This window comes from Streptomyces sp. NBC_00083 (assembly GCF_026343295.1).
Lineage (GTDB): Bacteria > Actinomycetota > Actinomycetes > Streptomycetales > Streptomycetaceae > Streptomyces.
Genome location: NZ_JAPELY010000003.1, coordinates 1170477 through 1197119, shown reverse-complemented (window position 1 = coordinate 1197119; position 26643 = coordinate 1170477). Strand labels below are relative to the sequence as shown.

28 protein-coding genes are annotated in these 26643 nt (G+C 69.8%); 22 read left to right on the top strand and 6 right to left on the bottom strand.

Going from position 1 to position 26643, the window contains the following annotated elements:
* Positions 1-85: 85 nt before the first annotated feature.
* On the bottom strand, positions 86-292 hold the full coding sequence (locus OOJ98_RS29235) for a hypothetical protein (protein ID WP_267058055.1): 207 nt from the start codon (positions 290-292) through the stop codon (positions 86-88).
* 503 nt (positions 293-795) lie between these two features.
* Complete coding sequence (locus OOJ98_RS29230) at positions 796-1275, bottom strand: ATP-binding protein (protein WP_267058278.1); 480 nt, start codon at positions 1273-1275, stop codon at positions 796-798.
* Positions 1276-1494: 219 nt separating this feature from the next.
* Here OOJ98_RS29230 and OOJ98_RS29225 point away from each other — a divergent pair, with 219 nt between their 5' ends.
* The 8 genes from OOJ98_RS29225 (at position 1495) to OOJ98_RS29190 (ending at position 8793) form a co-directional block, all read left to right on the top strand.
* Positions 1495-1809, top strand: a complete 315-nt coding sequence (locus OOJ98_RS29225; protein WP_267058054.1) for an STAS domain-containing protein — start codon at positions 1495-1497, stop codon at positions 1807-1809.
* A 123-nt stretch (positions 1810-1932) separates the two neighbouring features.
* On the top strand, positions 1933-2787 hold the full coding sequence (locus tag OOJ98_RS29220) for an STAS domain-containing protein (protein WP_267058053.1): 855 nt from the start codon (positions 1933-1935) through the stop codon (positions 2785-2787).
* The gene (locus tag OOJ98_RS29215; RefSeq protein ID WP_267058052.1) at positions 2784-3188 is read left to right on the top strand and encodes an STAS domain-containing protein; all 405 of its coding nucleotides are present in this window, start codon (positions 2784-2786) and stop codon (positions 3186-3188) included. Before OOJ98_RS29220 ends, OOJ98_RS29215 begins: the two co-directional genes overlap by 4 nt.
* Entirely contained in the window at positions 3185-3598 is a 414-nt protein-coding gene (locus tag OOJ98_RS29210; RefSeq protein ID WP_267058051.1) for an anti-sigma regulatory factor, read from the top strand. Before OOJ98_RS29215 ends, OOJ98_RS29210 begins: the two co-directional genes overlap by 4 nt.
* A complete protein-coding gene (locus OOJ98_RS29205) occupies positions 3598-4842 on the top strand; it encodes an ATP-binding SpoIIE family protein phosphatase (RefSeq protein WP_267058050.1) in 1245 nt (414 codons plus the stop codon). Before OOJ98_RS29210 ends, OOJ98_RS29205 begins: the two co-directional genes overlap by 1 nt.
* Positions 4839-6182: a PP2C family protein-serine/threonine phosphatase gene (locus OOJ98_RS29200; RefSeq protein ID WP_267058049.1), complete on the top strand. Its 1344-nt coding sequence runs from the start codon at positions 4839-4841 to the stop codon at positions 6180-6182. The genes OOJ98_RS29205 and OOJ98_RS29200 overlap by 4 nt, the downstream gene beginning before the upstream one ends.
* Before the next feature lie 349 nt (positions 6183-6531).
* Positions 6532-7725, top strand: a complete 1194-nt coding sequence (locus OOJ98_RS29195) for a serine hydrolase (RefSeq protein ID WP_267058048.1) — start codon at positions 6532-6534, stop codon at positions 7723-7725.
* Positions 7726-8148: 423 nt separating this feature from the next.
* Positions 8149-8793 carry a hypothetical protein gene (locus tag OOJ98_RS29190; protein WP_267058047.1) on the top strand — a complete coding sequence of 215 codons (645 nt, stop codon included), beginning with the start codon at positions 8149-8151 and terminating at the stop codon, positions 8791-8793.
* A 37-nt stretch (positions 8794-8830) separates the two neighbouring features.
* Here OOJ98_RS29190 and OOJ98_RS29185 read toward each other — a convergent pair whose 3' ends face one another.
* The gene (locus tag OOJ98_RS29185) at positions 8831-9118 is read right to left on the bottom strand and encodes a DUF4190 domain-containing protein (protein WP_267058046.1); all 288 of its coding nucleotides are present in this window, start codon (positions 9116-9118) and stop codon (positions 8831-8833) included.
* Between the two features lie 338 nt (positions 9119-9456).
* On the opposite strand from OOJ98_RS29185, the gene OOJ98_RS29180 reads away from it, so the two are divergent.
* Positions 9457-10743 carry a sensor histidine kinase gene (locus OOJ98_RS29180; RefSeq protein WP_267058045.1) on the top strand — a complete coding sequence of 429 codons (1287 nt, stop codon included), beginning with the start codon at positions 9457-9459 and terminating at the stop codon, positions 10741-10743.
* A complete protein-coding gene (locus OOJ98_RS29175) occupies positions 10740-11495 on the top strand; it encodes a response regulator transcription factor (protein WP_267058044.1) in 756 nt (251 codons plus the stop codon). The genes OOJ98_RS29180 and OOJ98_RS29175 overlap by 4 nt, the downstream gene beginning before the upstream one ends.
* A gap of 141 nt (positions 11496-11636) precedes the next feature.
* Here OOJ98_RS29175 and OOJ98_RS29170 read toward each other — a convergent pair whose 3' ends face one another.
* Positions 11637-12197 (bottom strand): hypothetical protein, encoded by a 561-nt coding sequence (locus tag OOJ98_RS29170; protein ID WP_267058043.1) that lies wholly within the window; start codon positions 12195-12197, stop codon positions 11637-11639.
* A gap of 823 nt (positions 12198-13020) precedes the next feature.
* Between OOJ98_RS29170 and OOJ98_RS29165 the strand changes: the two genes are divergently transcribed.
* From OOJ98_RS29165 to OOJ98_RS29155, 3 genes are all read left to right on the top strand, one after another.
* The gene (locus tag OOJ98_RS29165) at positions 13021-14091 is read left to right on the top strand and encodes a cytochrome P450 (RefSeq protein WP_267058042.1); all 1071 of its coding nucleotides are present in this window, start codon (positions 13021-13023) and stop codon (positions 14089-14091) included.
* A complete protein-coding gene (locus tag OOJ98_RS29160; RefSeq protein ID WP_267058041.1) occupies positions 14084-15313 on the top strand; it encodes a cytochrome P450 in 1230 nt (409 codons plus the stop codon). Before OOJ98_RS29165 ends, OOJ98_RS29160 begins: the two co-directional genes overlap by 8 nt.
* Positions 15314-15574: 261 nt before the next feature.
* Positions 15575-15859: a hypothetical protein gene (locus OOJ98_RS29155; protein WP_267058040.1), complete on the top strand. Its 285-nt coding sequence runs from the start codon at positions 15575-15577 to the stop codon at positions 15857-15859.
* A 484-nt stretch (positions 15860-16343) separates the two neighbouring features.
* Here the strand turns inward: OOJ98_RS29155 and OOJ98_RS29150 are convergent, their stop codons facing one another.
* Positions 16344-17201: an alpha/beta fold hydrolase gene (locus tag OOJ98_RS29150; protein WP_267058039.1), complete on the bottom strand. Its 858-nt coding sequence runs from the start codon at positions 17199-17201 to the stop codon at positions 16344-16346.
* 100 nt (positions 17202-17301) lie between these two features.
* Here OOJ98_RS29150 and OOJ98_RS29145 point away from each other — a divergent pair, with 100 nt between their 5' ends.
* Both OOJ98_RS29145 and OOJ98_RS29140 read left to right on the top strand, forming a co-directional pair.
* Positions 17302-17787, top strand: coding sequence for a helix-turn-helix domain-containing protein (locus OOJ98_RS29145; protein WP_267058038.1), 486 nt, complete (start codon positions 17302-17304; stop codon positions 17785-17787).
* Positions 17788-17971: 184 nt separating this feature from the next.
* On the top strand, positions 17972-18628 hold the full coding sequence (locus OOJ98_RS29140; protein ID WP_267058037.1) for a hypothetical protein: 657 nt from the start codon (positions 17972-17974) through the stop codon (positions 18626-18628).
* A gap of 167 nt (positions 18629-18795) precedes the next feature.
* Here the strand turns inward: OOJ98_RS29140 and OOJ98_RS29135 are convergent, their stop codons facing one another.
* Positions 18796-19260 (bottom strand): hypothetical protein, encoded by a 465-nt coding sequence (locus OOJ98_RS29135; protein ID WP_267058036.1) that lies wholly within the window; start codon positions 19258-19260, stop codon positions 18796-18798.
* Between the two features lie 64 nt (positions 19261-19324).
* Here OOJ98_RS29135 and OOJ98_RS29130 point away from each other — a divergent pair, with 64 nt between their 5' ends.
* The 7 genes from OOJ98_RS29130 (at position 19325) to galE (ending at position 26643) form a co-directional block, all read left to right on the top strand.
* Positions 19325-20176, top strand: a complete 852-nt coding sequence (locus tag OOJ98_RS29130) for a class I SAM-dependent methyltransferase (RefSeq protein ID WP_323177945.1) — start codon at positions 19325-19327, stop codon at positions 20174-20176.
* Between the two features lie 427 nt (positions 20177-20603).
* Positions 20604-21569, top strand: a complete 966-nt coding sequence (locus OOJ98_RS29125) for an NAD-dependent epimerase/dehydratase family protein (protein WP_267058035.1) — start codon at positions 20604-20606, stop codon at positions 21567-21569.
* A complete protein-coding gene (locus tag OOJ98_RS29120) occupies positions 21569-22585 on the top strand; it encodes a radical SAM protein (RefSeq protein ID WP_267058034.1) in 1017 nt (338 codons plus the stop codon). Before OOJ98_RS29125 ends, OOJ98_RS29120 begins: the two co-directional genes overlap by 1 nt.
* Before the next feature lie 2 nt (positions 22586-22587).
* A complete protein-coding gene (locus OOJ98_RS29115) occupies positions 22588-23544 on the top strand; it encodes a GNAT family N-acetyltransferase (protein WP_267058033.1) in 957 nt (318 codons plus the stop codon).
* Positions 23544-24962, top strand: a complete 1419-nt coding sequence (locus tag OOJ98_RS29110; protein ID WP_267058032.1) for a glycosyltransferase family 4 protein — start codon at positions 23544-23546, stop codon at positions 24960-24962. The genes OOJ98_RS29115 and OOJ98_RS29110 overlap by 1 nt, the downstream gene beginning before the upstream one ends.
* Complete coding sequence (locus OOJ98_RS29105) at positions 24959-25663, top strand: PIG-L deacetylase family protein (RefSeq protein WP_267058031.1); 705 nt, start codon at positions 24959-24961, stop codon at positions 25661-25663. Before OOJ98_RS29110 ends, OOJ98_RS29105 begins: the two co-directional genes overlap by 4 nt.
* Entirely contained in the window at positions 25660-26643 is a 984-nt protein-coding gene (galE, locus tag OOJ98_RS29100; protein WP_267058030.1) for a UDP-glucose 4-epimerase GalE, read from the top strand. The genes OOJ98_RS29105 and galE overlap by 4 nt, the downstream gene beginning before the upstream one ends.

Below are 26643 nucleotides of genomic sequence, written 5' to 3'. Positions count from 1 at the left end.
GTCCGGCGGCAAGCCGCGCCGGACCGCCATGTGCTGCTCGGAGGTCCACCGGCTCAGAAGCAGGTCCTGGCATCGGCCCACCTCGTTACGTCCAGTGGTGGCTGGTTTCGTCGTAGAGCCTGCAGTGCCACCACTGGTCCCCACGCCAGGGCCGCCGGCCGGCGTGTGGGTCCGGAAGGGTCCTGCGCCACAGTTCGGCGTCCAGGGTGGCCAGCAGCGCTTCCAGTTCCCGGCGGGCCTTGAACGGCAGGGTGGGCAGGAGCAGCTCAAGCAGGTCGCGCGCACGGGTCACATCGGTCTCCGCCTCGCAACCGTCGCAAGGACAGCGGGATCTGAGCAGGTACAGGTAGCGGCCAGGACGGGCGAGGAATCCTCGACAGGAGCGCAGAGCCGCCTCGGTCACCCCTGGCCCGAGACCCCCCTCGCCCCAACGCCTCGTCTCCACCCGGTGAATCGCGGACACCGTCCGCGGCGAGAGGCCATCGAGACGCGTCGGCCACGGCAAAGGCTGCCGCTCCGCCGTCCACCAGGGCGCGGCCCACCGGAACGAACAAGGGGGCTTCCACTGCTGCGTGCGCAGCACACTCGGCCGTCTACGCGGCATGAGCCTTTCGGCACGTCGTCATGGCCGCCATCCTGACACGGCCACCACAACCCTGTCGGGAGATATCGATTCCGCTGCGTGCGGCCGCAGTTGCCGCTTCGCGGAGGCGAGCCGCGGGGCCCCGGAAGGTGCTGCTCCCGGTGTTCCCCGTTCGAGCGGGCGCCGGACCGGTGCGGCCGAGGACGGTCGTCCTACGAGGTCCGCCGCTCAGCGGTGATGCCGCCCGGGTCGTCGGTGAGTGCGATACGGGCCGTGATGCGCTTGCCGGCATCCTCGCGTTGCGCCTCGAAGTCCCGCGCGACGGCCATGACGATCTCCAGTCCGTGCTGGCCGACCCGGCCGGCGTTCGCGGCTCGCGCGATCGGCAGGACCGGGTCGGAGTCCCAGACACCGACTTCGATCAAGCCGTCGGCGATGCGAAGGTCCAGCAGGATGGGGCCCGGAGCGTACTTGCGCGCGTTGGTGACCAGCTCGCTCACGACCAACTGGGTCAGATCCATGGCGCGTTGCGAGACGGACAGGCCGTGCTCGGCCTGCACCTGTGTGAGAAAGCCGACGGCCAGATGGCGGCCATGGGCGATGTCCGTGCCGTCGCCCACCAGGGTGACGCTGGTCTGTATGGCCGGCCGGTCCGGCACCACGCCGCCTGCCGGCGCCGGGTCTGGCTTCATCACGGCCCCCACTCGTCCCCTGTTCACAACTCCCCCACCTACCCGCGCAAGTGTGGGCTACGCCTTGCCATCCTCAGCCGGGCCCCACCCGGACCGGCGTCGTTCGCGTGATCCCGAGTAGTGGGGCGCACGAGGGGCCAAGTGTGCCAGTATCACGGCATGTCTGAGGGAAAAATGACGGGCGCTGAACACCTCGAGAGGCCGGGTCCGCTGTCGGTCGTGACCACAGCCACCGACGGCATCCGCGTTCTGTCCCTGGCCGGAGAGATCGACGACCACACGGGTGACACACTTCGTCAGGCCCTGGACGCCTCCGGCATGACGTGCCCGCGCATCGTGGTCGACCTGCGCAAGGTCACCTTCATGGACTCCAGCGGCATCAACATCTTCCTCTCGGCGCACCGTTCGCTGAGCGAGGCCGGAGGCTGGCTTCGCCTGGCCGCGCCCGGTGAATCCGTGATGCGCACCATCAGCATCGTCGGCGTCGACACGGTCATCGACTGCCACGCGACCCTCCGCCAAGCCCTCGGCTGAAGCCCGGCACCGGTGGTGCCGACCCCGGCCTGCCCCGCCCCGGTTACTGAGCCGTCGTCACCCTCACCCGCATGGCTTAGAGTTTCGGTGGGGTCGCTTGATCCCTTTTACGGAGGGGACCCCATGCCAGGCAAGAACGTTTCGGAGCGCTTGATCGGTCTGCTTTCCGTCCGCGGCGAGAACCTCGCCGCGGAGTGGTCGGAGCTGGTGACCGGCTCGCTGGGCGGCCGAGTGGCCCGCGCCGAGGTCGAGCGTGAATCGCAGGAGATCTACACCGCTCTGGTCGCCGCTCTCGGCGAGGGAAGCGTGGACGGGCACGACGAGGCGTTCGGCGAGGTGCGGGCGCTGCTGACCGAGCTGTCCCGCAACCGGGCCATGCAGGGCTTCTCGCCCACCGAGACCGCTACGAGCGTCTTCGCGCTCAAGAAGGTCCTGGAGTCGTCGCTCACCGGTCAGGACAATGACGTAGAGGCGTACCTGGAGTTCGCGGGTCTGCTGGACACGCTCGGCCTGTTCACGATCGACGTCTACGCCCGTACCCGCGAGGAGCTGATCTCCGCGCAGGCCGAGCAGCTCCTTGAGCTGTCCACTCCTGTGGTGCGGCTGTGGGAGGGCGTGATCGGCGTTCCCCTGGTCGGCACGCTGGACTCGGCGCGGACCATGGTGGTCATGGAGAAGATGCTCCAGGAGCTCATCGACACCGGGTCCGAGCAGGCCATCATCGACATCACCGGTGTGCCGGCGGTGGACACCGAAGTCGCCCAGCACCTCCTGAAGACGGTGGTGGCGGCCCGGCTGATGGGGGCCGAGTGCACGATCTCCGGCATCCGTCCGCAGATCGCGCAGACCATTGTCGCGCTGGGCATCGACTTCGGGGACATCGTCACGAAGGCCACCCTCGGCGACGCCCTGCGCCACGCGCTGCGCCGCTCCGGCACCACGATCTCCCGCACGGCGCCGCAGGCCGGTCTCCGGTGAGCGAACGGATTCCGATTCTGAGGATCCGGCAGGTCCTGCTGGTCTCCATCCAGACCGACCTGGACGACCAGGACGTGCTGCAGCTCCAGGACGACCTGGCCGCGGCGGTCGTGGACTGCGGGGCGCACGGAGTGGTGATCGACATCACCGCCGTGGAGATCGTCGACTCCTTCGTCGGGCGGATGCTGGCCACCATCGCCTCGCTGTCCCGGCTGCTGGACGCGCAGACCGTCGTGGTGGGCATGCGCCCCGCGGTCGCCATCACCCTGGTCGAACTGGGCCTCTCCCTCGGCGGCGTGCGGACAGCCCTGAGCTTGGACAAGGGGTTGCGGATCCTGGAAGAAGCCCACGACAGGCACGCGTTCGAGGGCACCGTGCCGGATGCCGCGGCCGACGCATGAGCAGCGCCTCCCGTACCCCGGAGGTACTGGAGATCGCCACGACCGCCGGTGTGGTGCAGGCCCGTCAGCAAGTACGGGCGCTGGCCCAGCAGTGCCGGCTCTCCCTGGTGGAGCAGACCAAGCTCATCACCGCCGCAAGTGAACTGGCCCGCAACACCCTCATCCACGGCGGCGGGGGCACCATGACCTCCTTCCTGGTGGAAGAGCGGGGACGGCGCGGGGTACGCCTGGTCTTCATCGATCACGGACCGGGCATACCGGACGTGAACCTCGCGCTGACCGATGGCTGGACCTCGGGCAACGGCATGGGGCTCGGCCTGTCCGGGGCCAAACGCCTGGTCGACGACTTCGCCCTGGACACCACTCCTGGTGAGGGCACCACGGTCACCATCACCAAGTGGGGCCGCTGATGACCACCGGTTCACCCATGCTGGTGGACTGCGAGGACGTGGCCTGGTTCCGCGGCCAGCCGGAAGCCGCCCGCGGGGCTGCCGCCGCGCTGGGCCGGCGGATCGGCCTGGACGAACAGCGCACCGCCCAACTGGTCCTGGCCGTAGCCGAATTGGCCGGCAACCTCACCAAGCACGCCGTCGACGGCTCGCTGCTGCTGCGCGTGGTGCGCACCCACGCCGCGCCCGGAACGGACGTTCTGGCCGGGGTCGAGGTCATCTCCGTGGACGGCGGCCCCGGCATGGCGGACATTCCGGCCGCCCTGCGGGACGGGATGTCGACCAGCGGCACCTTGGGCATCGGCCTGGGCGCGGTGCAGCGCCTCGCCGACAGCTTTTCCCTGCACTCGCAGCCCGGCAACGGCACCATTCAGCTCGCCCGCTTCTGGCCACGTCCCGCGCAGTCGGCGGTCGTCCGTGAGCCGGTCGTCGAAGGCATCACCCGGCCGATCAGCGGTGAGCAGATCTGCGGTGACGCCTGGGCCGCTCGCACCGACAGTGCGCAGATACCCGCAGTCGCGCCCCAGCGCGACGAGGCGGTCATCCCGCGTCCCTCCGGTCAGGCGCGTCCCGACTGGGCGGCGCTGACCAATCCGCGCTCCCACGCGACGCGGCCGGCCGGCTCGGCCCCCCGCACCAACGTGGATGTCCGGCCGTACCGGACGGGCCGGGCAACTCCCGTGCGTGCCGCGGCGCCGGGGCACGGTGAGGGCATGCTGATCATGTCCTGTGACGGACTGGGCCACGGCCCGCTGGCCGCCCTGGCCGCACAGAGCGCCGTCCAGGCCTTCCGTGCCGCGGCCGGCCGCATGCCGGAGCAGGTGATGGAGGAAGTGCACCGGGCGCTGCGCGGAACCCGCGGCGCCGCCGTGGCCATCGCCCGTCTGGAGCAGGACGGGCGGGTGCTGCTCTGCGGCATCGGGAACATCACCGCCGCCCTGGTCAGCCCGACCAACCGCACCACCCTGTTGTCGCACCCCGGCATCGTCGGTCACCAGATCCGTCAACTACGCACCTACGAGAACCAGTTGCCGCCGGGAGGAGTGCTCGTCATGCATTCCGACGGGCTGAGCGAACGCTGGAGCGCGGCCGACCTGGTCGGCCTGTTGCATCACCCGCCCGCGGTGATCGCGACCGGTCTGCTGCGCCAGGCCGGCACCCGCCGCGACGACGCCAGCGTGGTGATTGCCAGGGCGGGCCGGTGAAGACGCCCGCCGCCCGCCGGCGCAGCCCCCTTCCGGTCCTGGTCACGGCGCTGAGGACCGAGCACGACGTGTTCGCGCTGCGCCGCCATGTCAAGACCCTGACCGAAGCCGTCGGCCTGGACCCGCGCGATCAGGTACGCCTGGCCACCGCGGTCAGCGAACTGGGCCGGGACCTGCTGCGCCCCGCGGTGATGACCGCGGTCTTCGACGTACAGCAGGAACCCGCCGCACTGCGGACCGTCCTGCAGTGGAACGACGACCGTGCGCCGAGCCCGGAGTCGCTGACGGCCGTCACCCGCCTGCTGCCGCAGACCCGTTACGAGCCCGCGCCGGCCGGCACGCCCACGCGCGCGGGCCGGATCGAGATCGTCTTCGCGATCCCCGAACTCGCGGCCCGGGACCTGGACCTGGAGCAGTTGCGGGGTCTGCTGGAGTCCGCGAGCCCGACGAGCGCGATCGACGACCTCCGGGCCCAGACCCGCGACCTGATCGCCTCCCTTCAGGAAGCGCACGCCCAGCGTGACGAGTTGGAACGCCTCAACGAGGAACTGACCGAGACCAACGCCGGTGTGATGGCGATGTACGCGGAACTCACCGTCGAGCACAAGGACGTCGTGGAGCGCTACAGCCAGGAGCACGAACTCGCCCTGACCCTGCAGCGCACGTTCCTGCCCACCACCCTGCCGCAGGTCGACGGCGCCGAACTCTCCGTCCGCTACCTTCCCGCCGCCACCACGGCCGAGATCGGCGGCGACTTCTACGAGGCCGTCAGCACCCCCCGAGGACTCCTCCTGGCGGTCGGCGACGTCGTCGGCCACTCGCTGCAGGCCGCGATGGTCATGGGCGCGCTCCGCCACGCCCTGCGTGCCTACGCCGCCCAGGACCATCCCCCGCACGTCCTGCTGGAACATCTCGACCACCTCCTGCGTCTGCACCAGCCCGGCTGGACCGCGACCGTGTGCATCGCGCTGATCGAGCCGGGCAACACCCGCCTGCACATCGCGAACGCCGGCCATCTCCCGCCCCTGCTCCTGACCGGCGACACCGCGCCGCGCTACCTCACCCCCCACGGGCCGCTGCTGGGAATCGGCCTGCCCCAGCCCGTCGCGACCGAGTACGCCGTCGAAGCGGGCAGCCGACTGCTCATGATCACCGACGGGCTCATCGAGACCCGTGACGACCCCCTGGACGAACGCCTCGACCTCCTGGCCGCCACGGCGGTGGCCGGCCCCGAAGACCCCGATGCCCTGTGCACCAAACTCCTGGACACCTTCGGAACCGAACCGGACGACGACATCATCACGTTCGCGGCGCGCCTCACCCCTCCCCCACCCACCTGAGGAAGGCGCACCGCGAGCGAGCCAACGCTCAGCAGGACCAGGAGCCACTCATCGGCTCCGTCCGCCGGACGCAACGGCGTTACCCCACCACCGGTTGTGGACCGGGCCACGGAGCCGCACCCGCGCCCGCGCCTCCGCAGTCAGGCGCGGGCCCGTGGGTCCACAGGGCCGCGACGGCCTGCCCCCACCACGCTCGGCGGCAGCCCCATGCGGGGGATCCGCGTGTCCGCCGACCGGACCAGCCGCGTGCGCCGCGACCCCTCCCACCCGCGCACCGCTGCTAAGCAGGCGGTGCCGGCAGAGCCCGCATGGCCGCCGGTCCACTCCGCCGCCACACCGGGAGACACCCGTGCCCACCCCCGTACGCCGCTTCCGCATCGGCCTGTCCGCCGCCGCCCTCACCGCCGCCGCGCTCGGCGCGCTCCTCCCACCCGCGCAGGCGGCCGACTCGGGCCCCGGCGCCACAGGCGGCCACCCGGGCCACGACGACCGCCTCCAAGAGCGGCTCGACCGGCTCGTCGCCCAGGACGACGGTCCTCCCGGGGCGATCGCCGTCCTCACCCGGGCCGGCCGGACACAGGTGTACACCTCCGGTGTCGGAGACATCACCACGGGACGACCGCCGAACCCGGACGACCACATGCGCATCGCCAGCATCTCCAAGGCGTTCAGCGGGGCGGTGGCACTCCGGCTCGTCGACGAGAAGCTCCTCTCCCTCGACGACACCATCGGCGAACGACTGCCCGACCAGCCCGCCGACTGGCACCCGGTGACCCTGCGCCAGCTCCTCCAGCACACCAGCGGCCTGCCCGACTACTCGGCCGACCCCGTATTCCTGAACATCCTCCAGAGCGACCCCCACCACGAGTTCGACCCGCACACCCTCCTCGACTATGTCGCGGCCGAACCACTGCGATTCCACCCGGGCACCCTGTACGAGTACTCCAACTCCGACAACATCGCCGTCGCCCTCATGGCCGAGGCCGTCACCGGGCGTCGCTACGAGGACCTCCTCACGGACCTCGTCCAGCGCCCCCTCGGCCTGCGCCGGACCAGCCTGCCCCGGGGCTACCGCCTCCCCCGCCCGTACCTGCACGGCTACGACATCGTCCCGCCCGCCGAAGCGGAGGACATCAGCGAGGCCCTCAGCGCCTCCGGGGTCTGGGCGTCCGGCGGCATCATCTCCACGCCGCAGGAACTGGGCCGCTTCATCCGCGCCTACGGGGGGCCCGCCCTGCTGACGGAGAAGACCCGCAAGGAGCAGCTCACCTTCCGTCCGGGCGACTCCTCTGAACCCGCGGGGCCGGGCACCAACGCCGCGGGGCTCGCGATCTTCCAGTACACCACCCGCTGTGGCGTCCTCTACGGTCACACCGGCAACTTCCCCGGCTATACGCAGCTCGCCGCCACCACCCCCGACGGCACCCGCTCCCTCACGTTCTCCATCAACACCCAGACCAGCAAGGGCAACAAACCCGCCCTGCTGGCCCGACTCCGCACGGTCCAGGAGGACTTCGCCTGCGCGCTCCTCAAGGAGCACTGACTCTGTCCGACCGGGCGCCCTGTTCCACCCACACGGCCGGTGCCTGTACAGCGCCCCGAAAACCCGACAGCGTGTTCCCCAAGATCTCGTACGAATCGGGGGAGGACACGATGAACGGCGTGCTGGAAGAACCGCCGGCCCTCGGACGGTCACGGTATGCGGTACGTGCGGCGCGGGCGGCCGGAGTCGGGCTGGCCACCGTGACGGTGTCCACACTGTCGACGTGGCTCATGCTGGACTCCGGTACCTGCCGAAGCGCGCCGGGTACGGCTGCCTCGGCTTCGCCGTCCTGTGGTCGTACACCGTGCCGCCTCTGCACTTCCTCTTCTCGTGGGCCGCCCTGCGCGTCGTCCGGGTCCGGCCGGCTTGGCTCACCGGCCTGCTCGGCACCGGAACCAGCTGGTACGTCTGCTGGACACCGCCATGGCCAGGTGGGCCTACGACGGCACCTTCTTCCTTCAATTCGCCATCTACGTCGGCGCGTTCGGCCTCGCCGCTTGGTTCACCCAGTCGCGCAGGCCGCTGTGGTCGCGAGCGGTCGTGGCCTTCGGCCTGGTTCTGCTGATGCCACTCGGAACTCTTGCTTCCGCGCAGGCCACCCGGAACAGCCAGGACAGCGAACTGGCCGCCGCACACGTCCCCCTCCTCGGGCCCGATCTGCCCGACGGCTATTACATGAATGGCGTCGGGACCACCGGTTCGGGCAACGACGGCACCCGAACCTTCTTCTACCGGCTCACGCCCGAAAGCCTGCGCAGGGGTGCGAACACCATGGACGAGCTCCATCAGGAGATCCAGGTGATCGTCGGGCCCGTGCAGCCGGGGTTCACCCCGCCCGCCCACTGCACCGCGCTGACCAGCGTCTACCCGCTGCCGTCGCCCGCCTGCCCCCAGGTGGCTCCTGGAGTGTGGCGATCGGCGAACTATCAGTACGTCGAGTACTTCACGCGAGTCGGCGACGCCGTCGCGGTCATCCAGGCGACCACTCCCCCGGTGAGCGACTCCGTTCTCCGCGAACTCGCCACCACGATGCGCGTCCGCACACCGTCGTACTTCCCCGCCGACTGACCCCCGAGCGACCAATTGACCTGCCCACCAAGCCAGTTCAACTTGCCTTGATGTGCTCGCGTACGCACTCCGTGTACTGGTGGAAACTGTCGGGTTGGTAGCACTCCTGCGTCTTGTTGGCGTACCAGATCATGAAGACGGCGATCGCTCCTGACACCACGATCGCGAGGGCCGACGTCACCACGGCGGCGACGGCCTTGCCCCGGCCGACGCCGGTCCGCCTGGCCGAGATCAGCGCGGCGATCCCCAGGATCAGGCCGATCACGGCGAGCGGACCGCCGATGAAGACGACCGAGGTGCACAGGCCGATGATGCCCAGGCTCATGGCAGCCGTGGCAAGACCGTTCTTCGGCCGTGCGGAGCCGCTCCCGCTTCCGCTCGCCGACACTCCCGGCGGCGCCATCCCGTTCACTGCCGTCCTGTTCGCTGCCCTCCTGTTCGGTACCGTCCGATTCCATGGGGTCTGGTCCTGTGCTGACGCCGTGCGGTTCTGCGGCGTCTCGATATCCGGGGCGTTCATCGGCCCGTCCTTCCGTCCTGGCATCTGGTGAGACACCGATTCTGGTGTTCGGGCCCCGCCCCCACATCGCGGGAAGGCGGGAGAATCCGCTCCCCCGATCGGGGGAGGCCACCGATGTGCCGTCCGGTCATACTTGTCCGGCCATGTTCAGAGGAATCCGGCCGCTGCTGCGCGGCTCCACGTATTCAGGTGCGCTCTTCGCCTACTGCGGCGCACTGGCGAGCCTCCCCTTGCTGCCTTTCGCCGCCCTTCCGGCGATCGCGTGGCCGTCGGCTCCCGTGGGAGTGCGGTTCGCTCTCACCGCGCTGGTCTGGTCGGTACTGATCGGTGCGCTCGGGCTGGCTCGTACCACGCGGCGGGTACTCGTCGCCTGCGCACGGCGGATGCTCGCGGTGCCGCTGCCGGACCCCGTGGGCGGGCGTCGACGTTCGGGCCCGCCCGGTGACGGGGCGGCTGCTTCACCGGCGTCGGGGGCCGACCGCCTGCGGACCCCGCTCTGGCTCCTGTCGCACGTGGCGCTGGGGTGGGCCGGGGCGCAGCTGAGCGTTCTGCTGGTCGTCGCGGGGCTGCTCCTGACCGGTGGCTGGGCCGGCGCGGAGGCCGGGGTGAGTGTGCACGGCTGGACGCTGCGGGCGGACAGCGGCCGGCAGAGCTGGGTGGTGGCGCTCTGCTGCCTGCTCCTGGCGGCGGCCCTGTGCGGGGCAGTGACGTACGCCCTGCGGTGGCTGGCGCCCAGGCTGCTCGGCCCCTCGTCGGCCGAGCGGCTCGCGCTGGCGGCCGAGCGGGAGCGGGCCCTTGCCGAACGTAACCGTCTCGCCCACGAGTTGCACGACTCGATCGGGCACACCCTGACGGCCGCCACGATTCAGGCGGCGGTGGCGGGCGAGTTGCTCGGCGCCGACCCAGTCGCGGCGCGCGCCGCCCTCCGCAGCATCGAGGAGTCGACCCGGGCCGCCCTTGAGGACCTGGACTATGTGCTGGGCATGTTGCGCGAGGAGCAGGCCGGAAGGGCGCCGGCCCGTGCCCTGGCCGACCTGCCCGAGCTGTTCGACCGGCTGCGGTACGCGGGCGCGGTGGTCGAGCCGGAGCTGACGGGCGACTGTGCGCAGGTGCAGGGGACGCTCTCCCGGGCGGCTTACCGGATCCTGCAGGAAGGCCTGACGAACGCGCTGCGGCACGGAGCGGGCGGTCCGATCAAGGTCAAGGTCGCGGCCACGCCCGGCTCGCTGGAGCTTGAGGTGGTCAACGGGACCGGAACCGCAGGCGGGAAGGGAAGCGGGGTGAGGCAGGCTCCCTTCCCGACGTCCGGGCACGGCCTGTCCGGCCTCTTCGAGCGTGTACGGCTCCTGCACGGCGAGATCGAGGCCGGCCCGCACGGACCGGAGCACTGGCGCCTCGCCGTTCGGCTCCCGATACGCTTGCCCGCATGATCGGCTCACAAGCGAGCGCAGGGGTCGCGACCGGCCGCGACGCGAGCGCAGCCGCGATCCCTGCCCCCTTCACGCCGGACGCATCCGCCGCGCCCGCCCGCACCACACTCCTGATCGCGGACGACGACGCGGTGACCCGCAGCGGTCTGCGAACGTTGCTCTCCCTGCAGCCCGGGATCGCCGTGGTCGGGGAGGCCGCCGATGGCATCGAAGCAGTGGAGCAGGCACGGCAGTTGGGGCCGGACGTGGTCCTGATGGACGTGCGGATGCCGCGCCGCAACGGCATCGAGGCCACCCGGCAGCTACTCGCCGAGTCGGCCGACCCACCCAAGGTCGTCGTGATCACCACGTTCGAGAACGACGGCCACGTCACCGCCGCGCTCGGCGCCGGGGCGAGCGGCTTCGTACTCAAGCGCCTCCCCGTCCCCAAGATCGCGGACGCGGTCCGGGTCGTCGCCGCGGGCGAGGCGATCCTCTTCCCGGCGGCCCTGCGCCAGTTGGTCACCGCCCGCCCACGAGGTTCCGCCGAGGCGCTGCCACTGGCCGCGCTGACGGGCCGCGAGGAGGAGGTGCTGCGCCTGATGGCGACGGGCCTGTCCAACCCGGACATCGCGGAGTCGTGCAGGGTGAGCCTGGAGACGGTGAAGACACACGTCGGGAACGTCCTGACCAAGCTCGGTGCGCAGAACCGGACGCACGCGGTGGTGATCGCGTACGAAACCGGCCTGGTGGTGCCCGGGGTCGCCGGCTGACACCCAGCTCGGATCGCACGGCGTTGTCACGTACGCCCTCAGCCTGTGAGCAGCCCCGGAGGCCTTGGGGTGGCATCCGGGAATCAGTTAGCGCCATCCGTCCGCGGGCGGGCACGCGGGAGCAGGTTCGCCGCGGGTGGGTTATTCAGGCCGGGTGCCGTAGCGCGTCCTGTGCCAGGCCACTGTCTCGGCGCTCATGGGCGAGTAAATGGCGTGCACGTCGCCTGAGCGCGCATTGCCACGTCGGCTCGCCCAATTCTCGGGAGCCCGGCTCACCATGACGGCCACCTGGGCGGCCGGTTGCCAATGCAAGCTGTACTCAGGTGCATTGACGTCCGGAACATCCTCCATGTGCACGCCCCGCCTGGCCAGTAGTCGTTCCAGTTTGTCGAAGCGAAGATGCCGGTCGAAGCGGCCGAACCGTTTGCGAATGGAGGTGTTGACCACGCCGCCACTCCAGGAGAGCCGGTGGACCTGGAGAGTGAAGTGATGCCCCGCCCAGGGGTGCTCCAGCGATTCACGGCACCAGAAGAACTCGGCCATTCCGTAGTCACGCCACATGCTGTGGTCGTCGAATGAGTTCTCGCTGTAATCGGAGCCCAGGATGGCGGTGACCTCGTCCGGACTGCTCGTGGGCTTCGCCCCGAGGACGGTCCCGGAGGTGATCACGTCCAGGTAGAACGCGAGGGAATGCGGTGTCACCTGAAAGCTCCTGAATCTGGCACTTCTATGCAGCGTGCTGAGGGTAGCGAGGGGTAGTGATCACCGTCCACCGCATTCCCGGTGGGCGCGCGCAGCATGTAGCCGCTCGCCGCGTCCGTCACTGGTCGACGCTCTCATCGACCGGTCCGCGCGCTCGAATGCCTCGACCTCATGACATCGGACACGCCCTGAATCCGGCACGCGGGAGCACCCGCTCGCACCGGTTCGCAATCGACCACGGCGCACGCCGAGGCCTGCGGGGAAGGTGCGGCGCGTCTGAGCTGACGCACCGCCAGGGTCTCGTGCCGGGGCCTTCTGCGGACACCCGGGGACCGCGGATTTTCCCGATCTCCCTATTTAGCAGGCCCGTCACGGGCGTCGAAAGGTATTTCCGGGCAATCCCCTATGACCGTTCGGGCACTGTTCTTCCGCGCCGCCAGAATGAATGTTTCGAGCGGCCCGACGTGAACGCCAGGACTCACAGGGAAGAAGAAAGGCGGAACCATTGACAACGCTCACGACGGCCCGCTTCACTCTCCCTCAACGGCCGGTGATTGAAAATGAACACACCCCAGGTGTGTGAATGGAAGGTCTCCGTCCGGCGGTTCACATCCGGTTATCAGCGAGAGGAAGGGACTAATCATGTCGAAGATTATTGCCGCCCTGCGTGCCAAGAAGAGCCAGCCGAGCCTGAAGCAGGCTGCCTGGTACTTCTGGTACTAAACCGAAGGCCAATCCTGGGCCCGCACACGAGGCAGGCCGACTGAATTTCGGTCAGTCGCGTGTGCGGGCCCTCCGCATTTTCATTTCCGGAGCTCTCCGTATGCCCTACGCCACGCCCCGCACCCGCCGCCGCACCACGGTGCTCGCTCCTCGTCTCCAGGCCCTGCTCGACGAACACCTCGGGAAGGACCTCGTCCGCCTCGAACCCGACACCATCGGCATCGCCGGCGCGGAACTCTCCGACCGCATCCTGGCCGCCAGACGGGCGACCGAGACGGAACGGCCCACCTTCAAGCCGCTGCACGGCCGGTCGATCTCCAAGGCGGAGGCGTCTTCGGTGATGCGCACGGTCGGCAAGGACGTCCGTGCGGCGCTCGAACAGCCCGACCCGCTGCCGGAGTCGACCGATCTGTCCGGGCCCTGGCCCATCACCGGGCACCGGTTCCTGAGCGACCTCGTGCTGCGCGACGACCCGTACCGCCTGCGGATCCTCATGTCCCGCACGCTGGAGATCGACCCCAGGCTCACCTGGAGCACCATCGTGGCCGGGGCCGCCCTCCCCCGCCGACCTGCCCCCGGGCCCCAACTGACGCATTTGGCCAACCTGTTCGCCGAGGCGCGCACCTACGACGACCGGCGCTATGCGATGGGAATCTACCGGCGCGCTGCCGCACCGGTCTGCTTCACGGTCTCCACCCTCGTCGCCAACGCCCTCTGGCTCGGCTCACCCTTCGACGACGACGCGTCCAACCGCGACATCCTGTACGAGGCGATGCGGCTCCTGCCCCCCTCGTGGAACCTGCTGCGCAACCGGTCACCGGAGTACCCGGCGATCGACGGCCGCATCGGGCAGGGGGACGACCTGCTGATGCTGCCGCTCCTCACCCACCGCGACCCCGCCCTGTGGGACGCGCCGAACGAGTTCCGGCCCGGACGCTGGGCCGGACTCGACCCGGACAACACCTCCGGCTACATGCCGTTCGGTCATGTCTCGGAGCGCTGCTGGGGCCGCCACATGGTGATGCCCCTGGCCGAACTCCTCCTGGACCACATACGTCGCACCGGTCTTGTGGTGGCTCCGGGCCAGCGCACCGCCGACGTACCGCTGGTGGGGCTGCTCGGCGTGAAGACCGTTCACATCGGCCATAAGAGCAAGGTCCGCCATGTCTGAGATCGCGACACCCGCCGACCCCGCCACGCAGATCGTCGATCCGGAGTTCTTCGACCACCCCCATGCCACCTACCGCGCATGGCGCGAAGCGGGCGGAGCACGCCGGGCCCGCTATCCGGGCCCGATCCCGGTCGAGGGGTGGGTCGTCACCTCGTACGCCGACGCGAAGGAACTCCTGGCCGATCCCCGGCTGTCCAAGGACGGGGCCGTGGAGAGGTTCGGCCGCCATGTGGGACTCACCCAGGGCCCCGGCAGCGCTCTGTTCAGCCACATGCTGAACACGGATCCGCCGCACCACACCCGGCTGCGCAAGCTCGTCCAGAAAGCGTTCACGCAGCGCCGCACGGCGGCCCTGCGCCCTGCCGTCGAGGCCCATGTGTCGGGGCTTCTGGACGCGTGGGAGGGGCGGGACGAAGTCGAGTTGATCAGCGAGTTCGCGCTGCCGCTGCCGCTGGCCGTGGTGTTCGACCTCTTCGGCGCCTCGGACGCCGACCACGAGACCCTCCAGGTCCGCGGCAACACCCTCGACGGCGGCCAGGGCGACGGCGAGGTGTCGGTGTTCACCGCCGACTCCATGCTGACCTACCTCCGGGCACTGCTCGCCCTCAAGCGCGAAAACCCCGACGACGGGCTGCTGTCCGCGCTGGTCGAGGCTCGCGCGGAGGGAGAGGAGGCGCTCAGTGAGGACGAGATCACGTCCATGGCCTTCCTGTTGGTGATCGCGGGCCATCAGACCACGGTCAACCTCATCGCCAACGGCATCCACACCCTGCTGACCCACCCCGAGCAACTCGCCGCCCTGCGCGCCGATATGACGCTCATGCCAGGCGCGGTGGAGGAGATCCTGCGGTACGAGTCCCCGTCGGCCCTCGCCTCGCTGCGGTACGCCGCCGAGCCGGTCGAGGTCGGCGAGGTAACCCTCGACGAGGGGGAGTTCGTACAGATCTCGTTGCTCGGCGCCAACCGCGACCCGCAGGTGTTTCCCGACCCCGACCGGTTCGACTTCCGTCGCGAGGACGCCGCCAAACACCTCGCCTTCGGCCACGGCATCCACCACTGCCTCGGCGCGCCGCTGGCCCGGCTCCAGGCCGAAATCGCGTTCACTCAGCTACTGAACCGCTATCCGGGCCTGCGCCTGAGCGACGACCACGAGCCAAGATGGCAAGTCAACCCCCGCCACCGCGGCCTCCTTTCGCTACCTCTGCGCCTGACGAAGTCGTGACGCAGGCACCACGCGCCGCGCCGACAGCGAGCACCTAGGAGGACGCGCCGGCGAGGGTGCCACGTGCCTGCCGCTGCCGCCGTCGAGGAGGCGACCACCTCGCCCGGTGTGATGATGGCAGTTTCCATCCGCAGGGGTGAACGGGCCTCCTCCCAGCTCGACTTCGCCCCAGCACCCTCGCTACGAAGGTCCTCCTGTACTCGCGATCTTTGGAGGATGCCCGTGCGCACAACGCCCAGACCGACGTGGGGAATTGTGGGCGTGCTGAGCACTGCTGCTCTCGCGCTGACGGGGTCGGCGGCTGCTGCCTCCCCCGGGGAGGAGCCGTGCCGCATCTCGGTCGGCACCGCCGTCATCCGCCACACGCCGTCGAAGACAGCGCCCAAGGCAGGGGTCGGCCGCCTCGACCAAAAGTGCCGCTTTCACGGCTACTCGCGTGACGTGAACTGGGCGCACATCACGATGAAGGGCTCCGGGGTGGACGGCTGGGTGGATCGGCACTCGGTCTCCACAGCCAAGGAAGAGCTCGCCCCCAGCGGCCCGTGATGCGCATCCCCCGCATGCCCCTCGTCATGCTGGCCGTGCTGACCAGTACCGCCTGCGTTTCCGTGACCCCACGGCCGGCAGTGCCCGCACGCCAGCTTGCTCCCGACGGAAGCCACACCGTTCCCGCGGCCGCCGACTCGATGTGGCCCCGCCCCGTCCAGCCACCCGCCCGCGAAGCCCTGGAACCCGCCTACGACCCGGCCCCCGCATCCGATGCCGCAGGCACCGGCTCGGCAGACCAGCCCCGACCCACCCCCGAACCGCCACAACACGAGGCCAGGGCTCGACATCACCGCGACACCAGCGGTGCCGCCGACCACCCGTCAACCGCCCATCGCCCCTCCCTCACCACCCACCCCCATCCGCGTCGCCCCACCCCCCAACCCGGCTACAACCCACGGGTGGTGTGCTCCTGGGCCCAGGGCACCGGCCTCGATCCGTCCATTGTCCGCGCCTGCCGGCAGCAACTCGGCCATTGACGTCGTTACGCCCTGCGTGCCAGACCGGCCGGGCCGGCCAGGAACGGCTCCAACAGCGCGAGCAGGGCGTGCGGTCGGTGGAGCGGGATGATGTGGCCGCACTCCTTGATGACATGTCCGGTGAAGTCATCGGCGATGGGGCGTAGTTGACGCTCCAACGCCGAACCGACGGGCTGGGCACCCACCGCCATCGTTGGCATCGTCAGGCGGGTGGTGGCGACGGCCTGCCCGATCTGCAGCGCGCTTTCGGGCAGGGCCCGGTAGTACGAGAACGCGCGGCTCAATGCACCGCTGCCCGTGTATGCGCGGACAAAGGCGTCCCGGATGGCGCGGGGTGCTCCATCGCCGAGTGTGCCGGTGTGCAGGAACCAGTCGACGTAGGCGGCCTCGTTGCCCTCCAGCACCGTCTCCGCGAGGCCTGGCGCGGCGGTGTGGAAGCCGAACCACCACGGTGGTCCGTCGGCGAGGAAATCCTCGGCGCCCGGGAGACCGCCGAGCACAGCCTCCATGACGACCAGGCGGCGAACGAGGCCGGGGTGGCGCAGGGCGAGGAGAAGGGCTGCTGGGGCACCGGCGTCGATGCCCGCTACCGATACCGAGGACACGCCCAGCTCGGAGAGTAGCGCCGCCGCGTCCTCGGCCAGGGTTCCGGCGTCATATCCGGACACGGCCGGGCTGCTCGCACCGAAACCGCGCAGGTCAGGGGCGATGACGCGGTACCGGTCGGACAGGTCAGCCATGACGTCCGTCCACACCTCCCATGTGTGGGGGAAGCCGTGCAGCAGCAGGACAGGCGGGCCGGATCCCGCGAGGGCGACGTTGAGTTCGACACCGTTGACGGCGACTCGTCGCAGTTCGGGCATGGAGGAACTCCAGGGAGGTGAGGAATGGTGACAGGGTCACGCTAGGGAACTAGCCTGGTCGCTCCAAGACGGCACTTTCCCCTCAGGTGGTGAGCTCCGGGTGACCACGTCGATGCCCGCCGAGCGCGGTGGGCGCTCCGCCGAGACCAGTGGGCGGTCCACCGAGCACAGTGCGCCGTCCGACGAACCGCGTGGCCGGGTCGGCGAGCGCGGTGACGTCCTCGACCCGCTCTGTCCGACCCGCCAGTTGCTCGACCGCATCGGCACCAAGTGGACGTCGATAGTGGTCAAGGTGTTGGCCGAGGCGGAGCCCGGTGAACTCCGGTTCGCGGAACTTCGACGTCGTGTTCCGGGCGTCTCGCAGAAGATGCTGTCCGTCACGCTGCAGAGCCTGGTGCGTGACGGCCTGGTCGTACGCCGTGTGGAAGCCACCGTGCCGCCCGCGGTCCACTACCGGCTCACCGAGCTGGGCCTGTCCCTCGAAGAGCCGCTCTCCTCCCTGCGGGTCTGGGCCGAGACACACATGGCGGCGATCGACCGCAGCAACCGGCTTGCCGAGGCGCGACAAGCCTGCCGGGAAGAGTGATGGCCACAGCCGTTCAATGACGGCGGCAACCTCATACTGGGCCGGACCTCGCAGCCAGGCGCCTCAACAAGCAACGCCTGGTGGCCCCTTGCCGACTTTCCGGCCGGACGCAAAAGGTGAGCCCGATCGCGGTCCGGCCGGCTGCGGTGCACCGAGTGGATGAGCCGGCCCTTACGCTCGTACCGTGGAGAAGTCATGGGCGCCGTCGAACAGCACCGATCCCTTGGTGAGGGCGTTCCCGTCGCGGCTCGCGGGTGATGTGAAGCGTGTGCTGGCGCTCGTACCGGATGGCACATGCGCACCGGCGAACCCGTTCCAGGTCGAGGTGGAGGGGGAGACCGTCACCATCCCCCTGCGGATCGACCGCAATGAGCCGGACGCCGACGTGGTGGGTTCACTGTCCGACGTCCAGCAGGTGGTCCTGCACTGCTTGTACTCCCGGCACAGCGACGGCCGGGTCCGTCAACGCCACCTTGAACAGATCGTGAAGCTGGACGAGGCGTGGGTGGTCCCGTTCGTCGTGCAGCTGGTCGGCGAATACGTGGTGGAGATCCTCGAAGCCATCTACGGCGGGCTGCCCGGACTCAGAGTTCAGGACTCGGTCCAGCGCCGTCTCTATGGAGACTTCATCGTTCGGAATCCCGCGTTCTTCGCCCGGACGGAACGGCGCGTGGTCAGTTACTGGTCCTGGCACTACCGCTGGAAGTACCAGGAGTTCGGCACGTATCCAGGGAGTTCCCTGGCCGAAGCGCTGCGGGCTGCCGCCTCCGAACAGGCGGGCGCGCCCTGGCCCCGCCACACGCCGCCCCCGTCGGTGGACACAGGCGGAACGACGGCCTGAGTCGGCGCCATCCGTCCATCCGTCCGGGGGCCGTCGCACCCTGTACGCCACAGTCGGCCGGGGCCCGACTGTGGCGTGGCCGGGCGTCCTGCTGGGGCGGGTCCGGGGGTGTCGGGCGGCGCCGCCTGGATGTCGGACTGCGAGCCGTACGGCACCCCTCTCCTCCGTCAGCCGCGTGGGGCCGCCGACCCCGGACCGCTCAACTCGTGTGGAATGACCACGACTTGTACGTCATCCTCGTAGATGACCCGCCCGGGGTCGGCGGACGACAGTGCCAGGCAGTCGACGCCGTGGGCCGCCAGTATCGACAGATATCCCGGGACCCGGACGAGGAGGTGGGTGGCCGACGGCTTGAACCATGCCGCGGCGCCAGGGTTGACCGCGTCGTCGTAGACAGAGGGGTCGACCGTCGAGGGGTCGGTGTACGCGGCGTCGTACCAAGCGTTGTTGGTGCGGCGGAAGGCCTCCTCCTCGGCCGACAGTCTTCCTTCCCGCGCCAGATTGTTGACGAGCCCGAACACGCCGGTGAAGTGACCTCGTCCGTTCCGGTGCGGCGACTGGAACCGCACGTACGGGACGGTCCCGCCGTCGGCGCCGCTCCCGCCGTCATGACCCTTGCCGCTCGTCTTCATCCGGCCATCCTGCCCACCCGCCCCCTCGATCCGCCGGGCATCCTCGATCCCCTACGCTGACGCGGTGACTGATGACCAGGAGCGGGTGCAGCCGTCCGGCGTGTGGGCCACGGCGGTGGGGGTGGCTCGGGTCCGGGCGCTGGAGAGCGAGCGGGAGGACGCGCTGTTCCGCGACCCGCTGGCCCAGGCCTTCGCCTCCGCGGGCGGCCTGTGGCCCTCCTCGGCGTCGCAGCCCGCTGACGAGGCCGCGCGACGCCGCCGGCTGGCCGTGGCCTTCTCCATCGTCATCCGGACGAAGTTCCTCGACGACCTGTTGCGGCAGGCCTCCGCGTCCGGGGTCCGGCAGGTGGTGCTGCTCGGCGCCGGCATGGACAGCCGGGCCTTCCGGCTGGACTGGCCCGAGGGCACCCGGCTCTTCGAGGTCGACACCGCCGAGCCGTTGGAGTTCAAGGCTTCGGTGCTGCGCCAGGAGAGTGCTGTCGCTCGCTGCGAGCGGATCACCGTCGCGGTGGATCTGCGGGAGGACTGGCCGGGCGCACTGGCGGCCGCGGGGCACGACCCGACCCTGCCGACCGCGTGGATCGCCGAAGGACTCCTGATCTATCTGCCCGAGGACGCCGTGGAGCTGCTGCTCGCCCGCATCGGCGAACTGTCGGCGTCAGGCAGTCGGATGGGACTGACGTTGGGCTCGCGCGGTGTGATCGAGCGCTTCGGCGCGGATGCCGCGCCGGGGTCGGCGGCGTCCCTGTGGGTGTCGGAGATGCCCGACGACCCGGTGGGCTGGTTGGCGGGGCACGGCTGGGATGCCGGCAGCTACACGTTGCGCGAGCGTGCCGCCGCGTACGGCCGACCCCTCAGCACCCCGCCGCGGCGCGAGGAACAGCCCGGCGGTCTGATCTCGGCGGTCCGCCGCTAGCGCACCGGTCGAACCCACTTCGGCGGCCCGCGCCGCCCGTCGGGAAACCGGCACCCCGCGCTGTCCGCAGCCCTCGACCGAAGTCAACAAAAGTACCCACCGGTTTGAGTCGAATTGATCTAGGTTGAGGAAAACAGCCAGCCATTCGCCGCCCGGTTCGAGACAGAGTAAACATCGCTCACGGCGCGCGTAAATCCGGATGAGGGCCCTCCCCTTGCCGTTCTCGCCTGGGGTTTTCAGCTGAGGCGATAAGCCTGAGTTGGTCCAAACGTGAACCGAGTCACACCCGGGCGTCCACAGCGGCGGCCTAAGGTGTCGCTGTCACGGGCCAGATGGGTTTCGTGCCGATCTCATGCAGGCCCTCAACGCTCCTGCCGACAGGCCCATTCACGAATTGGTCCACTAGCGGGGATGCCGAGGTATTGGCATGCAAAGAACTTCTTCGAAAGGCCGGATCCTCATCACCGGAGGCGCCGGATTCATCGGTGGTCATCTTGCCCGCGCGCTTGCCGCATCCGGGGAGGACGTCACCGTTCTGGACGACCTTCGCGTGCCCCCGATGATCCCGCCGGAGGGCACGGGCAAGTTCCTGGAAAAACCCGTCCTGGAGTTGGACGAGAGGGACCTTCTCGACGTACGACTCGTTTATCACCTCGCGTCACACAAGAGCGTTCCTCGCTCCTTCAAGCAGCCACTCGCTTATCTCGACAACCTGGATTCCGGCCGACATTTGCTCGCCCTCTGCACGAGCACGGGTGTGGGGAAGGTGGTCGTGGGGAGCACGTGCGAGGTCTACGGCCAGGCCGACGTGCTGCCGACGCCCGAGACCAGCCCCCTGTCCCCACGCTCGCCCTACGCCGCGAGCAAAGTCGGCCTGGAGATGGTGACCGGCGCCCACCAGCGCGCTTGTGGCGCACCCGAGGTGGGGATCGTCCGGTTCTTCAACGTCTACGGTCCGGGCGAGCGGCCCGATGCGCTGATCCCGCGGCTCTGCGCGAACCTCCTGGCCAGAAACGAGCTGCCGGTCGAGGGCGACGGCGAACAGCGCCGCGACTTCACCTACATCCCGGATGTCGTGGACAAGCTGGTCGCGTTGGCCGGCCGGCCGCTCCCCCGGGTCGTCAACTTCGGTTCCGGCCACTCCTTTTCCGTCAATGACGTCGTACGGATCCTTCAGTCCGCCTCCCCGGGCGCCGGGATCGCCGAGAGGCGGCCGCGGCCGAATGAGATCGCGGAGTTCCGGGCGAACACCGCACTGCAAACGCGGCACTTGGGCGCACGGCCCCTCGGGACCGGCCTCGAAGAAGGCATTCGTCTGACCCTTGCCTGGTGGCAGTCCCGGGGCCCGGACGACGTACTCCAGCGCATCTTCCAAGAGGAGGGGGCCGACTGATGGCCGGATACACCGCACCTGTACGCGCCAGTCTCGATGTCACCTACGCATGCGATCTGCGCTGCATCCACTGCCGCACGAACACCGGGGAAATACCGGTCCACATCCGCCGCAAAATGCTGTCGATCGAGCAGTTGCAGGACATCATGCTGCAACTGGACCGGATGGGAACGTTCGAGATCACCTTGACCGGCGGGGAACCGACGATCCGCAAGGGATTCTGGCAGCTCCTTGACGTCGTCCCGAAATTGCGCCATTCGACGGTCACCCTCATCACCAACGCGGCGGCCCACACCCGCGAGCAGCTGGACCGCATCGTGGACAGCGGAATCTCGTCCATCCGGGTCAGCATGGACGGCACACGGGAGACGTTCGCCGCGGTCAGGCTCATGGACGTGTTCGACACCGTCGTGGACAACTCGATCTACCTGCGCGACCGGGTCCGCAGTTTCAAGGTGCTGACCACGGTCATGAAGACCAACCAGCACAATGTGTTCGACCTCGCGCACTACCTGCGTGCTCAGGGCTTTCGGCGTCAGGATCTGATCCTGGTCCGTGCGCACGGCCGCGGAGGCCGCAACCGGCTGCTCCTCACCGAGGAGGAGACCATGGCGGTCCACCGCCAAGTGGCCGCGTTCAAGCGGGACGTACCGGCCACGGACTTCGATCTGAACCTCAACGCCCCCTACTTGGTGCCGGGCGAGACGCTGCGCCCCTTCCAGGACGTCGTGATCTTCCCCTATCTGGTGCGTGACAGCAGCGTCGCGATCTCCGCGACGGGCGACGTGACCATGAGCCGTCTCTACAGCGCCGCGCCCCTGGGAAACACCAAGGACGCCGCCCTGCACGAGATCTGGGCGCAGGGCCAGTCCCAACTCGCCCAAGAACAGGAGGAGTTCACCGAGGACCGGCTGCGTGAGATCTTCTGGGACTTCGCCTCCGGTGACACGTCGGAGGGGCCGGTGCTCACCTCGCTCCTGGACCGGCAGATCTTCGAGGGTGCGGAGGTGAGGTAGCCATGGCCAGGGAAGCATTGATCCGGCTGTACGACATGGGTCCGTCCCACCCTCTGCTCGACGCGCCGGCCGCCGCTCCGGGTGTACAGGATCCGGCTCCCGCTCTCCCCCGGTTCGAGGCGGCCGTGGGGCCCCGGGCGGAGTCCTTCGTGGAACTGCGCCGGAGCGGGGCACTTCTGGGCCGGTGCGGCATCAACCGTCAGGGCCCCGGCACGGTCGGCGGCTGTGAGCTGACGGCCGCGGTCGCGCCGGCGGACCGCGCCCAGGTGCACTGGCTCCTCATCCATCTGGCGCTGGAGCGACTCCAGTGGCTCGGATACGCCTACGCGCTGCTGGAGATCGGTGAACACGCGGACCGGTTCCCGCCGGAGCTGCGGCAGGCGTCGTGGTGGATCCCCGATTCCACTCGGCTCACGAGCGCGGTGGCCCGGGATGACAAGAGCCTGGAATGGGCGGATCTCTTCATCGACTTCCGGACGTGGCAACCGAGCTCGACTCCGGTCTCCCTGACCGTCAACGGCCGGGACCTGTGGGTGCGCCGTCCGGAAGCCGGCGAGCAACTGCTGATCGTCGACTGGCTCAGGGAGACCTTCGGCGGCGGCTGGGCGAGTGAGATCCACCGGTCGTTCTCGCGGGATCCGATCTCGTCCGTCATCGTGGTCGACCGCGACAAGGAGCTGCCGCCGAAGGACCGGCTGCTCGGCTTCCTCGCCTACGACACCGCGCGGCTCGGGATGCTCTCGACGATCGCCCTCGTGCCCGAGGCACGTGGCCGGGACCTGTCGCTCGCGACGGTGCTCATCGAGGAGTGTCTGCGCGAAGCACGGGCCAGCGGAATGACGTACGCGGTGCTCGGCGGTGTCGGCCATGCCCGTGTGGCGGCCCTGCGCGCGTTCAGTGCTCTGTGGACCATCCCCGGCTCGTGCCCGGGAATCTTCGGGAGGGGTGTTCGGAACTAATGGAGATCGTCCTTACTGTCTCCGATCAGGTCTGGGGCGGCAAACACCGCTACATGCACGACATGGCGGTCGGTCTTGCGCGGTCGGGCCACTCGGTCACCGTCCTCGCGGAGGACGGCGGGGCCATGCTGCGGCAGTGCCGGGCCGACGGCGTCCTGAGCGTGGGTGTGCCGGTCTTCGCCGAGGGCGGCGCGGTCGAGGCCGTACAGGAGGCGCTGCGGCGCCGTCGCCCTCGTATCGTCTGTGTGACCGGCCGGGCGGACGCCGCCGCCGTGCACCGGGCGCGGTCGCTCGGTGCGCACGATGCCGCTGTCGTCCTCTTCCGTCACTCGGCCTTCCCGCTGGGAACCACCGACGAGGTACGGGGGCTGTTCAGCGGTGTGGACCTCGTGTTCGCCACATCGCGTGAGCAGCGCAAGCGGCAGTTCGAGCCCTTGATGGACGCCGGCGTCCTGGTGGACGGGCAGGTCGAGCTGCTCACCAGTGGCGTGGGCGAACAGCTGCTTTCGGCGCTGGACGCCGCGGACCGGAACGCCGCGCGCCGTGAACTCGGCGCGGACGAGGGGCAGTTCGTGTTCCTTGTGCTGTCCCGGCTGGCATGGGAGAAGGGTGTCGACCGGGTGATCGACGCCTTTGCCGACATCGAACTGCCGCAGGGGGCGCCGACGCCGCTGCTGGTGATCGCCGGGGACGGACCGCTGGAGACGGACCTGCGCGACCAGGCCGTCGAGCGGGGTGTCGCCGACCGGGTCCGGTTCGTCGGGCACCTCGACGACGTGGCCCCCGTCATCGCCGCCAGTGACGCCGTGGTCCTCGCCAGTACGGTTCCCGAGACGGGCCCGCTGGCACTGAAGGAGGCCATGGCCGCGGGCCGTCCGGTCATCGCCTCGGCCCAGGGCGGCATCCCGGAGTTCGTGGAGGACGAGCGGCACGGTCTGCTGGCCGTCGACGACGAGGACCTGCGGCAGGCGATGCAACGGCTCGTGGGCGACCGCGCGTTCGCCCGGACCCTCGGTGCCGCCGCAGCCGAGTCGATCCGCGGTGGTCACCGTGCGGTTCGACGCGTGGAGTACCTGGTGCACCGTCTCGACCTCCTGGTCCTCGACCGGTTCGGCCCGGAGCCGGTCCTCGACGAGGTCGCGTGGGACGACGTGCGGCTGCGCGGGGAGGCGGAGGGCGGCTTCGTCTTCGTACCGCGTACGTCGCACATCATGGAGCTGGGCAGCGACGCCTACGACGCCGTCCGCGCCGCGGCCGAGGCCGGCGATCCCCGCCTGCTGCTCAAACTGACCGATGGGGATCCCGGTGTCCTGGCGCGTCGCCTCTACGCCATGGGTGCCCTGATCCGGCCGGGGCGTGAACCGGCACCCGCCGCCGGCACCCCGGGCGGACGAGGGCCCGCTCCGGAGGAGGCGTGAAGGTTCTCGTTCTCGCCGCGCACCCGGACGACGAGGTCCTCGGTGCCGGTGCCACGGTGTCGGCGTTGAGCCGGCAGGGCGCCGACGTACGGATCCACGTCCTCGCCGAGGGCGTCTCCCTGCGGCACTCGGGCGTCACGATGCAGGAGGCACGGGAACGCTGCCGGGCGGCTGCCAAGGAACTCGGCGCGAGCGAGGTGTCGTTCGGCGGTCTGGCCGCCGACGGGCGCCTGCTGGCCGACCTTCCGCAACGGCAGGTCGTCGACGCCGTCGGCCGGGTCGTGCGTGAGGCGGCGGCCGAGGTCGTCTTCACGCACCACCCCGGTGACATCCACGCGGACCACCGCAGCGTCGCCCAGGCGGTGGGGTACGGCACCCGGATCCTCGGTTCCGGTTCCGTCCGGCAGGTACTGCACTTCGAGGTGCTGTCGTCGACGGAGCAGCAGACGGGCCTGGTGGCGCCGTTCGTTCCCACCGTGTTCTACGACGTCACCGGGCACGTCGAAGCCAAGTGCCGCGCCCTCGCGGCCTACCCCTACGAGGTCTACGACGCGCCGCACCCACGGTCCCTGACGGCCGTGCGGACCCTGGCCGCCTACCGGGGCACACAGGTGGGTGTGGAGGCGGCCGAGGCGTTCGCCGTCGGCCGGGAACTCCGTGCCGCCACGACGGCGGACCTCGACGGAGGCGATGCGCGATGAGAGTCCTCGTGACGGGCGGCGCCGGATATGTGGGCTCCTTCACCGTGCGGCGCCTCCTGGCGGCCGGCCACGACGTCGTGGTCGTCGACAACCTCAGCACGGGCCGCCGCGAAGCCGTCCGGGGTGGCCGGCTGCTGGTGGCGGACATCCGCGACATCGCGAGCATGACTCCGCTCTTCACGGAGTTCCGCCCCGAGGCCGTGATCCACTTCGCGGCCCTGAAATCCTCCGAGGAGTCGCTGCGTGACATCAGCGCGTACTTCGCCGTCAACGTCACGGGGACGCAGAACGTGCTCGCCCTGTGCGCGCGTACGGGTGTGGAGAGGTTCGTCTTCTCGTCGTCCTGCGCCGTGTACGGAACCCCGCAGATCTGCCCGGTGGACGAGACGGCGCCCGTGCGGCCGGAGAGTCCGTACGGAGAGACGAAGTATCTGTCCGAGCGCATGATCGCCTCCTACGCGGGGACCACCGGGATGCGCTACGCGAATCTGCGGTACTTCAACGCGGTGGGCGCCGCCGACGACGCGTCGCTCGGGGAGCGCGCGGGACCTCTCGCCACCCAGCTCCTGCCCGTGGCCGTACGGGCCACTCTGGGTCTCGGCCCCACCCTGCGGATCTTCGGCGACGACTACCCGACGAGCGACGGAACGGCGCTGCGCGACTACGTCCATGTCGAGGACCTGGCGCGGGCCCACGTGCGGGTGCTGGAGGGCCTGCGGGACGCCCGCCGGTGCGGGCCGGTGAACCTGGGCCGTGGCCGGCCCGTCAGCGTGCGCGAACTGATCGACGCCCTCGACGCCGTCTCCGGAAAGGAGACCCCGACGTCCGTGGCGCCGCGCCGCCCCGGAGACCCGGGCCTGTCCTGGGCCGACCCCGGGCTGGCGCTGAGCCGGTTCGGTTGGCGTGCGGAACACGACCTCGACCACATCGTCCGTACCGCGTGGAACTGGCACACCAGTGTCCCCGCCTCACTGGAGTGA

Excerpts from the sequence above, each read along its gene's own strand:
- OOJ98_RS29230 (WP_267058278.1), bottom strand. The coding sequence starts at position 1,275 with ATGAAGCCAGACCCGGCGCCGGCAGGCGGCGTGGTGCCGGACCGGCCG.
- OOJ98_RS29220 (WP_267058053.1), top strand. The coding sequence starts at position 1,933 with ATGCCAGGCAAGAACGTTTCGGAGCGCTTGATCGGTCTGCTTTCCGTC.
- OOJ98_RS29210 (WP_267058051.1), top strand. The coding sequence starts at position 3,185 with ATGAGCAGCGCCTCCCGTACCCCGGAGGTACTGGAGATCGCCACGACC.
- OOJ98_RS29205 (WP_267058050.1), top strand. The coding sequence starts at position 3,598 with ATGACCACCGGTTCACCCATGCTGGTGGACTGCGAGGACGTGGCCTGG.
- OOJ98_RS29190 (WP_267058047.1), top strand. The coding sequence starts at position 8,149 with ATGGCCAGGTGGGCCTACGACGGCACCTTCTTCCTTCAATTCGCCATC.
- OOJ98_RS29185 (WP_267058046.1), bottom strand. The coding sequence starts at position 9,118 with ATGAGCCTGGGCATCATCGGCCTGTGCACCTCGGTCGTCTTCATCGGC.
- OOJ98_RS29180 (WP_267058045.1), top strand. The coding sequence starts at position 9,457 with ATGTTCAGAGGAATCCGGCCGCTGCTGCGCGGCTCCACGTATTCAGGT.
- OOJ98_RS29175 (WP_267058044.1), top strand. The coding sequence starts at position 10,740 with ATGATCGGCTCACAAGCGAGCGCAGGGGTCGCGACCGGCCGCGACGCG.
- OOJ98_RS29165 (WP_267058042.1), top strand. The coding sequence starts at position 13,021 with ATGCCCTACGCCACGCCCCGCACCCGCCGCCGCACCACGGTGCTCGCT.
- OOJ98_RS29160 (WP_267058041.1), top strand. The coding sequence starts at position 14,084 with ATGTCTGAGATCGCGACACCCGCCGACCCCGCCACGCAGATCGTCGAT.
- OOJ98_RS29150 (WP_267058039.1), bottom strand. The coding sequence starts at position 17,201 with ATGCCCGAACTGCGACGAGTCGCCGTCAACGGTGTCGAACTCAACGTC.
- OOJ98_RS29135 (WP_267058036.1), bottom strand. The coding sequence starts at position 19,260 with ATGAAGACGAGCGGCAAGGGTCATGACGGCGGGAGCGGCGCCGACGGC.
- OOJ98_RS29125 (WP_267058035.1), top strand. The coding sequence starts at position 20,604 with ATGCAAAGAACTTCTTCGAAAGGCCGGATCCTCATCACCGGAGGCGCC.
- OOJ98_RS29120 (WP_267058034.1), top strand. The coding sequence starts at position 21,569 with ATGGCCGGATACACCGCACCTGTACGCGCCAGTCTCGATGTCACCTAC.
- OOJ98_RS29115 (WP_267058033.1), top strand. The coding sequence starts at position 22,588 with ATGGCCAGGGAAGCATTGATCCGGCTGTACGACATGGGTCCGTCCCAC.
- OOJ98_RS29110 (WP_267058032.1), top strand. The coding sequence starts at position 23,544 with ATGGAGATCGTCCTTACTGTCTCCGATCAGGTCTGGGGCGGCAAACAC.
- galE (WP_267058030.1), top strand. The coding sequence starts at position 25,660 with ATGAGAGTCCTCGTGACGGGCGGCGCCGGATATGTGGGCTCCTTCACC.